At 64.3% G+C, this 13,122-nt stretch carries 10 protein-coding genes; 2 read left to right on the top strand and 8 right to left on the bottom strand.

The features are described from left to right. Positions 1-51: 51 nt before the first annotated feature. A complete protein-coding gene (locus BLS13_RS12455) occupies positions 52-1,173 on the bottom strand; it encodes an NAD(P)-dependent alcohol dehydrogenase (protein ID WP_093452516.1) in 1,122 nt (373 codons plus the stop codon). 477 nt (positions 1,174-1,650) lie between these two features. Here BLS13_RS12455 and BLS13_RS12460 point away from each other — a divergent pair, with 477 nt between their 5' ends. Then, positions 1,651-3,045: an MFS transporter gene (locus BLS13_RS12460; protein ID WP_256325851.1), complete on the top strand. Its 1,395-nt coding sequence runs from the start codon at positions 1,651-1,653 to the stop codon at positions 3,043-3,045. 191 nt (positions 3,046-3,236) lie between these two features. On the opposite strand, the gene BLS13_RS12465 is transcribed toward BLS13_RS12460, so the two are convergent. The 7 genes from BLS13_RS12465 to BLS13_RS12495 all read right to left on the bottom strand — a co-directional run bounded on the left by BLS13_RS12465 (position 3,237) and on the right by BLS13_RS12495 (position 11,228). Beyond that, positions 3,237-4,004: an SDR family NAD(P)-dependent oxidoreductase gene (locus BLS13_RS12465; RefSeq protein WP_093452519.1), complete on the bottom strand. Its 768-nt coding sequence runs from the start codon at positions 4,002-4,004 to the stop codon at positions 3,237-3,239. A gap of 55 nt (positions 4,005-4,059) precedes the next feature. Further along, complete coding sequence (locus BLS13_RS12470; RefSeq protein ID WP_256325845.1) at positions 4,060-4,878, bottom strand: enoyl-CoA hydratase-related protein; 819 nt, start codon at positions 4,876-4,878, stop codon at positions 4,060-4,062. An 18-nt stretch (positions 4,879-4,896) separates the two neighbouring features. Continuing rightward, the gene (locus BLS13_RS12475; protein WP_093452521.1) at positions 4,897-6,537 is read right to left on the bottom strand and encodes an FAD-binding protein; all 1,641 of its coding nucleotides are present in this window, start codon (positions 6,535-6,537) and stop codon (positions 4,897-4,899) included. A gap of 92 nt (positions 6,538-6,629) precedes the next feature. Next, positions 6,630-7,709, bottom strand: coding sequence for an acyl-CoA dehydrogenase family protein (locus tag BLS13_RS12480; RefSeq protein WP_093452522.1), 1,080 nt, complete (start codon positions 7,707-7,709; stop codon positions 6,630-6,632). Beyond that, on the bottom strand, positions 7,706-8,929 hold the full coding sequence (locus BLS13_RS12485; protein ID WP_093452524.1) for an acyl-CoA dehydrogenase family protein: 1,224 nt from the start codon (positions 8,927-8,929) through the stop codon (positions 7,706-7,708). Before BLS13_RS12485 ends, BLS13_RS12480 begins: the two co-directional genes overlap by 4 nt. A 238-nt stretch (positions 8,930-9,167) precedes the next feature. Continuing rightward, positions 9,168-10,397, bottom strand: a complete 1,230-nt coding sequence (locus tag BLS13_RS12490) for a CaiB/BaiF CoA transferase family protein (protein WP_093452526.1) — start codon at positions 10,395-10,397, stop codon at positions 9,168-9,170. Between the two features lie 51 nt (positions 10,398-10,448). Continuing rightward, positions 10,449-11,228 (bottom strand): enoyl-CoA hydratase/isomerase family protein, encoded by a 780-nt coding sequence (locus BLS13_RS12495; protein WP_176943574.1) that lies wholly within the window; start codon positions 11,226-11,228, stop codon positions 10,449-10,451. A gap of 371 nt (positions 11,229-11,599) precedes the next feature. Between BLS13_RS12495 and BLS13_RS12500 the strand changes: the two genes are divergently transcribed. Next, entirely contained in the window at positions 11,600-13,090 is a 1,491-nt protein-coding gene (locus BLS13_RS12500; RefSeq protein WP_093452530.1) for a class I adenylate-forming enzyme family protein, read from the top strand. Positions 13,091-13,122 lie beyond the last annotated feature (32 nt).

Raw genomic sequence — 13,122 nt, forward strand, 5'->3', positions numbered from 1 at the left:
AGGAAGCGGCGCGCGATGCTTTCGATCGTCGCCCGATACCCCTTGGTTTGGTCACGGATTGCCGATGCGCAGGACAGGCTTGATGGTTTGGCCGGATTCGCTGTCCTCGATGGCCTGGTTGATGTCTGCGAAGTCGTAATGCTTGATGAGACGATCGAACGGGAATTTTCCCTGCCGGTAGAACTCGATCAGCGTCGGGATGAACGTGTGGGCGATGACATCGCCTTGGACGATGCCCATGATGCGCTTGGCCGGGATCATCACGCCGTTGACGTCGATCGGCACTTCGGTGCCCATCGGAGTGGCGCCGACGATGCCGCACGTTCCAAAGAAGCCGAGACAGTCGATCGCCTGGCGCAGCACGCGGCCTATGCCACTGCATTCGAGCGAGAAGTCCGCCCCCTTGCCTGTGATTTCCAGGATTTGCGCGACGGGATCGCCCTCAGCACCGTTGACCGCATGGGTTGCCCCCAGTTCGAGCGCAAGCGACAATCGTGCAGGATTGACATCGACCGCAATGATCCGGGTGGCCCCGGCGATCTTCGCTGCCATCACCGCTGCAAGGCCGACCGCTCCCGCACCAAAAGCGACGAACGACGAGCCAGGACGAACCTTCAATGCATTGAGCACCGCGCCCGATCCGGTCTGTAACCCGCAACCGAGCGGCGCCAGAATCTCGAGCGGCAGATCCTTGGGAACCTTGACCACATTGTGCACGCTGGCGATCGAATATTCCGCAAACGACGACTGTCCGAAAAAGTGATCATGTACCTCTTCACCGCCCGCGCCCGTCGCCGAGGTCGATCCGTCGAGGCGGCCGCCGCCGAAATTGATGGGCCCGACATGCTGGCAGTGTGCCGGATGCCCGGATTCGCACAGATAGCAATCGCCGCAATACATGTAGCTCATGATCACATGGTCGCCCGGCGCCACCGAGGTCACGCCCTCGCCCACGGCCTCGACCACCCCACCGCCTTCATGTCCAAGGATCGCCGGAAGCGGCGATTCGAATAGCTGATCGCGCACCACCATGTCGGTGTGACACACACCCGTGGCAACGATTCGCACCAGAATTTCGTCACGGCGCAACGCGCCCAGCGTCACCTGTTCGATGTGCAGCGGACCGCCCTTTTCCCGAACAACAGCCGCCTTGATCTTGCGCTCTTGGTTCATCGGATCACTCTCTCCAGACAATGCCTGATGCCGCCCGCACTTGCGCCCGATGCAATCACGGACGGATCGGCTAACGCGATTATCCTGCCCTCAAATTTGATTTAGAGCAATTAATTATTCATTGTAAAATATGTTGGTCTATCGTCACGGACGCGCCGGCGTTCGAACGAAGCCGTTGCGGGCAAACAATTTACATCGGACGGGAAGCCTTATCGCGACGCCCCATGCATCTTCCCGCATCCCCACGGGAAGGGCGGCCCGGCGAAAATGTTACAGCGTCGCGCGCGGTAAGACCCTTGGAACCTCCGATTCGCGGTCGCGGCCAGCCATATCGGGGAAAGATGTTGACGCCTTGATCTGTGCATTACACAGCTTGATCATTCGGCCTTCCGGCTTGGGATAAACGACCGGTCCGCTTCAGCCCGGCAAAATTGAGGATTCGAATTGGTGCAAGAGCGGCCTGCCTTTCCGATCGCCATGCTCCTGGGACTTTGCCTCGCGGAGTCGACCGTGACCTTCGAAACATCGATGATATACGCGGCCATTCCGACGCTGATTCGAACCTTCGGGGATCCGTTCCTGGCCGGGCAGCTCGTGGCCGTCCATCCGCTGATCGCCGCTGCAACCGCGCCCGTGGTGGGCCGGTTTGGCGACATGCGTGGCCGCAAGTCGATGATTGTCATCCTGCTGGCTGCCGCGCTGGCGGGATCTCTGCTCAGCGCTTTGTCTCACAATTTCGCACTCGTCATGCTGGGACGGGCGCTGCAGGGGCTCTCCGTCACCGTGTTGCCGCTTTCCATCGGATTGCTGCGCGAAACGATGTCGCGGGATCGGTTGCGGATGAGCATCGGCCTGCTCACGACGGCGCAAGGCGTGGGCTCCGCGCTCGGCCTTGTTCTGGGCGGCGCGATCGTCGACCATTTCAACTGGCAATTTCTATTCCTGGCCAGTGGCGTGCTGGTCCTGATCTCGCTGATCGCCTGCTGGCGCTATTTGCCCGCGACCAAACCCGCGGAGAAGGGCGCCCCCATCGACTGGATCGAGGGCCTTCTGCCGATACCGGGTATCGTGGCGGTGATGCTCGCGATCGGCATGATCAAGCAATATGGCGTATTTTCCCCGCAGGTCATGGCCACATCGGCTGCTGGCCTTGTGGTCATGTGGATTTGGGGCCGGCGCACGCTCGCCGCACGGGACCCCTTCATCAATCTCAGATTGTTCGCCGTGCGCGATTTCGCAATCTCGAATGCCGCCACGCTCCTGCTCGCCATGGGGACGATGCAGATCGTCTATATCGCCTCGACCTACGTTCAATCGCCGCGCTGGACCGGCGTCGGGCTTGGCCTGACCGCGATGGCCGCAGGCCTCGCCAAATTGCCGTCGCATGGCGTCACCGTGACTGCGGGACCGCTTGCCAGCTGGCTTGCGCTGCGGATCGGCCATCGCAAGACATTCGTCATGTCCTGCCTGATCGCGGCTTTGGGCTGGGTCTATGCGCTGACGCTGCCCGATAGTCTCGTGAAGATCATGCTGTTGCTGTGCGTCACCTCATACGGCACGACGATGGTGGTGACGGCCACCGCCAATGTCATCGTCGACGTCGTGCCGGAAAGAAGGACGAGCGAAGCTATCGGAACGATGGCGGTGATCCGCAGCATCGGATTGGCACTGGGAGCCCAGTTCATCGCGATCTCGCTTTCCAGCTTTACCGTGCTGTCCCCGGACGGCGGCGCGCATTTCCCGTCGGCGGACAGCTACCGGATTACGATGGGCTGGATAGCCGCGACAAGCTTTGCCGCAATGTTCGTTGCAATGTTCCTCAAGGGTGGCCGAAGGGATGTCACCGCGGAAGCGAATGTGCTCGCTGATTGAGGAAAAAACTTCCCCAGCGCTTCCCTATTTTGGGAAACCGGGAGGTCTTTGGGTCAGAATTGCTCTTGGAAAGCGACGCCGATTTTGACGGCGCCGGCTTGCCGTACAGGGCTTTGCGCGTGGCGTTGTCCATGGCTGGCACCGGCGGGTTCCCTTTGGGGGGAGTGCCGGTGCCGTTTGGGCGGTGGATTTTATCGAGCCATGAACCCGCCATCGACGATGATGGACTGCCCTGTGATGAAGGAGGCGTCGTCGGAAGCGAGGAAAGCGGCGACGGTGCCGATTTCGTGTGCCTCGCCCCAGCGGTTCATGGGGACCTTGAGGGTTTCGTTGATGAGCTGTTCGCCGCCGTCTGCGGCCTCGAAGAGGCTGCGGGTGAGTTCGGTCTTGATATAGCCCGGGCAGATGGCGTTGACGCGGATGTTCTTCTTGCCGTTGGCGATGGCGAGGGTCTTGGTGATGCCGATGACGCCATGCTTGGCGGCGGGGTATCCGGTGCCTTCGGGGGTCTTGGCCATCGAACCGGTGACGCCGGAGAGCGATGCGATGTTGATGATCGAACCGCCGCCGGTCTTTTCCATTTCGGGGATGGCGTGGCGGCATCCGTAATAAGGGGCCTTGAGATACATGTCGATCGCGCGGTGCCAGCCTGCGGCATCGTTGGCGTGGCGGCCGCCGGCACTGTTCACGAGGATATCGATCTTGCCATATTCACGCACGGTGGCGTCGACGGCGGCCTTGACGGCGTCGTCGTCGGTGGCGTCGGTGTGCACGAAGATGCCGGTGCCGCCTGCGGCACGGATGCCGGCGAGCGCCTCTTCGGCGCCGCGCTCGTTGATGTCGGCGATCACGACCCTGGCGCCTTCGGCGGCGCAGGATTCGGCCGACGCGCGGCCGAGGCCCGACGATCCGCCGATGATCAGGGCGACCTTGTCTTGCAGTTTCATTGGATTCTCCATGAAGATGTTAGGAAATTCAGGGTGGCCCGTACGGGCGCTACGATAGGCCGGAGGATCAGTCGAACATCGTCCGATCGATTTCGGGGCGGTAGCGCGGCGGACGCTTTTCGCGGAAGGCGGCGAGCGCTTCCTTGGAATCGGGGTGCCCGCTCATGCGGACGGTGGCGGCCTGCTCGAAGGCATAGCCGGTTTCGAGATCCATATTTTCGATGCGGTCGAGAATGCGCTTGGAGACGCGGACCGCGGTCGGGCTGTAGGCGGCGACGCGGGCGGCGAGCTTTTTGGCTTCCTCGACATGCTTGCCGGGTTCGGACAGGATGATGCATCCGCCGGCGGCGGCGAGGTCGCGCGCGGACATCGGCATGCCGGTGAAATACATGCGACGCACGAGCGGGAAGGGGGCGATGCGGGCGAGATGGCGGGCGCCGCCCATGACGCCGACGGTGAGCTCGGGCAGGCCGAAGCTGGCATCGGGATCGGCGACGACGAAATCGCACGAGCCCGACAGAGCGAGGCCGGTGCCAAGGGCTGCGCCGTGGATGGCGCCGATGACGGGGACTGCGCATCCCGAGATTGCGTAGAAGGCCTCGCGGACGCGCCACATCCGCTCGGTGCCGTTTTCAGGCGTCATGTTGGCGAACTCTTCGAGATCATTGCCGGCGCAGAAATGTTTGCCGATGCCGCCGAACACGATGACCTGCACGCCCTCGCCGATCCGGTCGACATGATTGAACAGCTCGGCGATCTCTATGTACATGTCGCGATCGACGGCATTGGCCGGGTTCCGGTCGAGCATCACGGTGAGGATTCCGCTGCTGTCGAGTTCGGTGCGCAGATATTTGAAGGATGGCATCGCGGTAAGGGTCTCCGTCATGGGTGGCGGGCGTCAGCGTCAGCTGTTTGCGCCTGCGGCATGTTTTGCGGCTCGGTAGCCGAAGATGAACGAGGCGCCGATGCTGGCGCCGGCGCCGGGATAGACGCTGCCTGTGACGCCGGCGGTGACGTTGCCGGTGGCATAGAGGCCGGGGATGATGCTTCCGTCGGCTTTTTCGACGCGTCCATGCTCGTCGGTGACGAGGCCGCCATAGGTGCCGACGTCGCCGGGATAGAGTTCGACGGCGTAGAAGGGTTTTTCGCCGAGCGTGCCGAGGGTTGGGCTGGGGCGATGGGTGGGATCGCCGAAATAGCGGTCATAGGCGCGTTCGCCGCGGTGGAAGTCGTCGTCGCGGTTGGCGGCGACGAAGCCGTTGAAGCGGGTGATGGTGGCGGCGAGGCCGGCTTTGTCGATGCCGCACATGTCGGCGAGCGCCTCGATCGTGCCGGCTTTCTTCATATAGCCGCTCGAGATCCATTCGGACGGCGTGTAGCGCGGCGGGGTCAGGGCCCAGGCGTAGCGGGTGCGGTGGCGGTTATCCATGATCGCCCAGCAGGGCACGGCGCCGGCTTTGTAGATGTTCTGGCCGGTTTCCATATAGCTGCACGATTCGTCGGTGAAGCGCTGTCCGTTTTTGTCGACGAGGATGAGGTGGGGCTTGGCGAGTTCGTTGGCGTGGATGCCCAGATTGCCGTTGGGCTGGCGCGAGGCGACGCACCAGATCGCGCGGTCGAGGCCGTGGGTGGCGGCGCCCAGCTTGATCGCGGTCTGCAGCATTTCGCCGGTGTCGCCGGGGTTGGAGGCGGTCCATTCGGTGAAGGAGGGCTGCGGTCCGAAGGCTTTGCGCATCTCGGCGTTGCGGGCGAAGCCGCCGGCGTTGATGAGCACGCCCTTGTTCGCGCCGATCCTGACGTCGCGGCCGTTGTGGCGGGCGATGACGCCGGTGACGCGGCCGTCTTCGGTGACGAGGTCGACGGTTGGCCATTCGGTGCGGATGTCGATGCCGGCCTTGAGCGAGGTGTGGAGCATCCATCCCTGGATGGCGGCGCCGCTGCCGGCATATTCGGTGCCGAGCAGGCGGATGCGCAGCATTCGTGCGCCGACCTTGAGGGCGGTGAAGAAGCCGGTGAGGGTGCGCGCGGCGAGCGTCATCTTGTGGCCTTCGACGCCCTGGACGGGGAGGCGCAGGAAGTTGCGGCGCAATTTGTCTTTCCAGGTGCCGAGCTTGGCGACGTCGAACAGCGCCATGCCGAGCGAGCGCCCCTGCGGCTGCCCGCCGGGACGTTCGTCATAATAATCGGGCCAGCCCCGGCAATAGACGAAGGGTATGCCCTTGGCGCGCAGCCAGTCGATCATCTTGGGGCCGGTGTTCATATAGGCCTGCTTGCGCGCGAGCGTCGAGCCGGGCTGGTCGGGCACGAGGCCCTGGAGATATTGGAGACCGAGTTCGGGCGAATCGGGGACCCCGGCCTCGGCCATCAGCGCGTTGCCGGGGATCCACAATATGCCGCCCGACATGGCGGTTGAGCCGCCGACCAGCGGTTCCTTTTCGAGGATGAGCGGGCGCAGCCCATGATCGAGGCAGGCGAGTGCTGCGCACATCGAGCCGCCACCGCTGCCGATGATTACGAAGTCAGCGGTTTCGTCCCAATTGCTCATCGTGTCGTGTCATCCTGATGGTGTTTCGAAATGCGCCAAAGAGCGCATTTCGAGGCGGCACCGGTCCACTCCAAATGCGCCAAAGGCGCATTTCACAAGCCCGCGAGATCCGCGGCGCGCATGAACAGGCGCTGCGGGCGGCCGGCCCATGCGAGGTCGAACATCGCGCGCTTGAGCCAGATGTGCGAGTCATATTCCCAGGTGAAGCCGATGCCTCCGTGCAGCTCGGTGCACAGCCGCGCGGTCTGGATATAGACTTCGGCGGTCTGCGCCTTGGCGAGGGAGGCGGCGTGAGCGGCTTTCTCGGGCAGGCGGGCGAAGGCATAGGCTGCATACCAATAGAGGCCGCGGGTCGGCTCGACCTCGAGGACGAGGTTGGCGAGCTGATGCTTGATCCCCTGGAATTCGGCGAGCTTGGCGCCGAACGCCTCGCGCACCTGCACATAATCGCGCGTCATCGCGAGGATCCGCCAGGCGCCGCCATAGGCATCGGCGGCGAGCAGCGCGAGCGCTGCATCCCACATGCGCTCGGCGCCGGCGGGGCCGTTGGCGAGCAGTTCGACGGGGGCCTTGTCGAAGTCGACCGAACAGATCGGCCGGGTCATGTCCATCACTTCGAACTGTTCGACGCTGACCCCGCCGGCTGCGACCTCGACGATGCCGAGCTGGCCGCCGGCGAGCCCGACCACCAGCAGCCCGGCCAGATCGCCGTTCGGCACGTTGCGCTTGCGGCCCGAGATGGTGGTGCCGTCGGGCGCCATCGTCCAGTCCTGCGGCGCCCAATTGTCGTTGGCGTCGGAGAGCGCGACCGAGCCGAGCAGTTCGCCGCTGGCCAGCCTGGGCAGGAGCCGGGCCTTCTGTTCGTCGCTGCCGCCTTCGACGATCGCGATCGTCGCCAGCACATGGCCGAGGAACGGCACGGCGGCGGCCGAGCGGCCGAGTTCCTCGGCGCACAGAGCGAGTTCGACCATCGACATGCCCATGCCGTCATATTCGGCAGGAACGATGAGCGCGGTCAGCCCGAAATCGACCAGTTCGCGCCAGGTTTCCGGATCCCAGCGGGCCTTGCCGTCGAGGACGGCGCGCACGCGGGGCTGGATGCGATCGGCCGCCAGGATGCGGGCGATCGTGTTCTGCAGCTCCTGCTCATCTTCATTGAGACGAAAATTCATCGTCCGGCCTCCGTGGTCGAACGGGCGTTCACGCCGACGCCATCGCGTGGCAGGCCGAGGACACGTTCGCCGATAATGTTGCGTTGAATGTTCGAGGATCCGCCGCCGATGGCGATCTTCATGCTCTGCAAGGAGGCATCGGCCCACTTGGCATTGCCCTTGAGGCCGTCGCGGCCTTCGCCGGGGGTGAGCATCATCAGGTCGTCGGCGAGCAGGTCGCGGGTCAGCCGGTCGAGCTCGTGCACCATATCGGTCAGATAGAGTTTCTGGAGCATCATATAGTCGCCCGAGGCTTCGCCGACGGCTTCCATCGACATGTCGCGATAGGCCGAATAGCGCATCGCCATGGCGCGGGCCTGCAGCCGGGCGATGTCGGCGCGCAGCGCCGGCTCCTCGAGTGCGGGCTTGCCGTCGCGGATGGTTTCCTTGGCGGTCTTGATCAGCCGGCGGATCAGCGAGTCCGCCCAGTTGATTCCCGAAAATGCTGCACGCTCGTAGCGCAGCAACATGCGCGAGACGGCCCAGCCATTGCCGCGTCCGCCGATGATCGCATCGAGCGGGGCTTCGGCATCGGTGAAGAACACCTCGTTGAATTCGGGCTCGCCCGAAATCTGCTTGATCGGGCGGATTTCAACGCCGGGCTGGCGCAGATCGAGCAGGAAATAGGAAATGCCCTTGTGGCGCGGGGCGATATCTTCCGGTTCGGTGCGGATCAAAGCGACCATGAACGGATATTTGTGTGCGCCCGAGCTCCAGATCTTCTGGCCGTTGATGATCCACTTGTCGCCGACCAGTTCGGCGCGGGTGCGCAGCGATGCCAGATCGCTGCCGGCATTGGGTTCGCTATAGCCCTGGCACCACTGATACTCGCCGCTCTTCGTCGGCGGGATCCAGTAATCCTTCTGTTCCTGCGTGCCCCATTCGAGCAGCACGGGAATCACGCGGCCGGTGCCCATGTGGACGGGCTCGGTCGGTGCGCCGTGCTTCTTGATCTCCTCGCGGATGATCTCGCCCTTGAGGAAGTCGAGCGATTGCTCGGATCCGCCATATTGCTTGGGGATCGCGCGGTACATGTACCCCGCTTCGGTTGCGCGCCTGCGGAATTCCTCCTTGCGCGCTTCCATGTCACCAAGCGATTCGGGCAGCGGCCAGTTCGCCTTCAGGAAGGCCTGAACCGCGGCGCGAAAATCTTCATTCTCCTGGGAGTAGGACAAGTCCATACGACCCGGTCTCCTCTCGACCTGTTTAAAACACGCAAAATCCACACCCCGGCCATCGCCGACATGATCGCGTATCACGCAATCGACGGTCGGGGATGTCGCCTCCCCTCTCTAGGGGGAGTCACACATGACTTCATGTGTCGGTCTGACTTAGCGGCCCTTTCGGCCCGCTTTGTCAATCGACCTGTGTGAGAATGCGCCTTTGGCGCATGTGCGGCACCGGCCCGCTCCCAACCCCTCAACCGAGCTGGATCGCCTTCATCTCGGCGAGCTGCGCGATCCGGTCGTCATCCATATCGAGCAGTTCTTTGAGCACCTCGCGGCTATGCTCGCCCATGCGCGGCGGATAACGGCGGACCGGCACGACCGCATCGCCGAAACGGATGGGCGAAGCGATCAGCGTCAGCTCGGGATTGACCGGATGGCCGGCCGGCACCACCGCGCCGTTGGCGACCACCTGCGGATCGGCCATCGCCTGGGTGATGGTGTTGACCGGGCCGCAGATCACGCTGACGCCGACCAGCGCATCGTACAGCGCCTGCCGTCCCCACTGGCTGGTCGCGGCGTTGATGATGGGCTGGAGCGCCAGGTAGTTTTCGACGCGGCGCGAGCGCAGGGCGAAGCGCGGATCGTCGAGGAGATGTTCGAGTTTGAGCACGGCGCACAGCTTGGCGAAATCGGCATCCTTGCCGGCCTGCAGCAACACCTGGCCATCGCGGCACGCAAACAGCCCCGAAGGCGCCGAGCCCTGTCCGTCATTGCCGGTGCGCAGCGGCACCGTGCCGCTCAGTTCGGCAACCATCGCCTGCATGCCCATCATCGCCATGCCGGCATCGAGCAGCGACACCCGCGCCCAATCGCCATGGCGTTCGCCTTTGGCCCGGCCGAGCAGCGCGGATACGACCGCGATCGCCGAATAGAGCCCGGTAAACATGTCGACGATCGGCACGCCCACCCGATTGGGCGGGCCATCGGCTTCGCCGGTCACGCTCATCAGCCCGCTCATCCCCTGGACGACGACGTCGGTTGCCGGCCGGCCGGCATAAGGGCCGGACTGTCCGAAACCGCTGACCGAGAGATAGACGATGTCGGGGCGCACCTTGCGCAGGCTGGCTTCGTCGAGGCCATATTTGACAAGCGAGCCGACCTTGAAATTTTCGATGAAGACGTCGCATTCGGCGGCCAGGCGGCGGATCAGTTCGACGCCTTCGGGGTGAGCGAAGTCGATCGCGATCGAGCGCTTGTTGCGGTTGAACGTCAGATAGGACGCCGATTCCGAGCCCGGCCCCTCGCGTCCGCCCAGGAAGGGCGGGCCATAGCCGCGGATGTCGTCGCCGGCCCCGACGCGTTCGATCTTGATCACATCGGCACCGAGATCGCCCAGCGTCTGCCCGCAGAACGGCGCTGCGATCAGCCGCCCCATTTCCAGAACCCGAACACCCTCGAGCGGGCCGTCAAGCTTGCTCATTCACACACCTTATCGCCAGACATTGTCATCGCTTGTGCAACCTATCGGCTTTCAGCGGCCGGTGAAATTGGGCGGACGCCGTTCGCCCAGCGCGGCCGCGCCCTCGCGATGATCCTCGGTCAGGAAGCTCAGCGTTTCGAGACCGAGCGACATATCGAGATGTTCGCCGGCCTGGCTGCGGATCCAGGCGCTCAGCGCGCGCTTGGTCATCGTGACCGCCGAAGGCGATCCTTCCATCAGGCGGCCTGCCCAATAATCGGTGCGCGCGTCGAGTTCGGCACGCGGCACCGCCTCGGTGACCAGCCCGATGCGCTCGGCTTCCCGGCCCGTCAGCAGATCGCCCGTCAGCAGGAAGCGCCGCGCGAGCAGCGGCCCGACGATATAGGGCCACAGCAGCGATCCGCCGTCGCCGCAGGCAAGCCCGACCTTGACGTGCGTGTCACCGATCTTGGCCTCTTCGGCCATGACGGTGATGTCGCAGCACAAGGCGATCGAGCATCCCTTGCCGACGGCATGGCCATTGATCCGGCCGATGATGGGTTTCTCGCATTCGAGTGCGCTGACGATCACGTCGCGCGCAAGCTGCATGCCATGATACCAATAGGCGTTGCGGCCCGCCTCGCTGTTGTCGAGGTGACCGCCGCCGCCGGCGCCGACGCAAAACACCTTCTCCGCAGCACCGGTGAGCACCACGACCCGCGTATCCGGATCATTGTTGACCTCGCGGAAAATGCGCGTGAGATCGGCATTGGGACGCTCTTCTTTGTCCATGCTGACCCACAGCACCGAGCCGCGACGCTCGACCCTGATCGCGTCGAGACCCTCGTACATCGCCATACCCCTTAGTTGGCGGCATCATGGATGCGGTGATTGCCGCACCATCATTTGCTTGACCAATCGTTTGCTTGGGCTGAAGCATTTACGGCACCGACCGCCACAGGACAATCTGCACACCATACCTTATTCGCCCTGATGGCATGCGATACTCTCACTTGCCGTCAAACCTCCCATGGCGTGAAGCGGGATTATACTCGTGCGGCTATTTCCATGATGGTCGCGCGAGGATGGAATTCGATCCGAGCCCCATGCCTGTCCGGGCGTTTGCGGAAAAAAATCTCCGCACGGCTCCGAAAAGTCCGGGCTCGCGTCCGGACGGCAGGCCGAAAACCAGAAGTGGCCCGGTCATGTGAGGATGATGGTTGATGCAGCTAGCCGAACGACTTCGCCAGATTCTGAAACTGGGCGCTGAAAGCTGGGCCCTCGAATTCGAGGGAACCCAGTTCAGCTGGGCGCAGCTCGAGGCGCTCGGCGATGCGATCGGGGCTGCGATCCGCGATGCCGGCGCCTGTGAGCATGACGTGGTGGGCTGGGCGGCCGAAAACACCCCCGGCGCGGTCGCGGCGATGGCGGGCCTCGTCCTGCACCACCACTGCATCGCCTTGCTCAATCCGCATATGGCGCCGAAAATCCTGGCGCAGGAAATCCGCGAGCAGCGTTTCCCGGTCATCGTCGGCAGCCGGCATTTCTGGGATATCGACGGCCTCGTCGATGCCGCCCGGACCGCCGGCACCGCCGGCCTGCTCGTCACCCTCGATGCGGCCGGCGGAACCGTCTCGGCGATCCCCGGCCTCGAAAAGCTGGTGCCCGGCCCGCACCGCGATCCGATGCCCGGCATCACCATCGAGCGGCTCAGCAGCGGCACGACCGGCCCGCCCAAGCGCTCGCCGCAATCCGAAGAGGCGATTGTGAGCGCGCTCGCGGTCGGCCAGCGCTCCGAAAAATCGGGCGGCGGGGAACTGCGCATCAAGAGTTCGCCGTCGATCATCTTTCGCCCGCTGGCGCATGCCGGCTCGTTCGGCGTCATGCTCGCGCTCTTTTCCGCGCGCCCGGTCGCGCTCCAGCAGAAATTCTCGATCGAGCACACGATCGACGCGGTCCGCCGCCACCGCCCGAAGGTGATGTCGCTGGTGCCCGCCATGATCCGGATGATCGTCGAAGCCGATGTGCCGAAGGAGGCGCTGTCGAGCCTGCTCGCGGTGCGCAGCGGCACCGCCCCGCTCGATCCGCAGCTCCAGGCCGACTTCGAGGAACGCTACGGCATCCCGATCCTCGTCGACTATGGCGCCACCGAATTCGGTGGGGCTGCATGCTGGACCTTGCCCGACCATAAGAGCTTTGCGGCCGCCAAGCGCGGCAGCGTCGGCCGCGCGGTGGCCGGTGCGCAGTTGCGGATCGTCGACCAGGAGAGCGGCGAGCCCGTCACCGACGGCCGGATGGGCATCCTCGAGGTCCAGGTCGAGAACAAGACCGATGGCTGGCTGGCGACCACCGACCTGGCAACGATCGACGAGGACGGCTTCCTGTTCATCCGCGGCCGCGCCGACGACGCCATCATCCGCGGCGGCTTCAAGGTGCTGCCCGACGAGGTCGCCCGCGTGCTGCGCCGCCACCCGGCCGTCCAGGACGCCGCCGTCATCGGCATCCCCGACGACCGCCTCGGCCAGGTGCCGGTCGCGGTGATCGAAACCCGGCCCGGGCACACCGTGCCCGGCGAGGCCGAGCTCAAGCAGCTCGCCCGCGAGCATCTCACCCCCTATCAGGTGCCGGTCGCCTTCAAATTTGTCGACCAGCTTCCGCGTACCGTTTCGATGAAAATCAGCCGGCCCGACATATTGGCCATCGCAAAGGGCTGACACTGCCGGCAAACACCGCGCCAGGGCCCGAC

The sequence above is a fragment of the Sphingomonas sp. YR710 genome (assembly GCF_900101455.1).
GTDB lineage: Bacteria > Pseudomonadota > Alphaproteobacteria > Sphingomonadales > Sphingomonadaceae > Rhizorhabdus.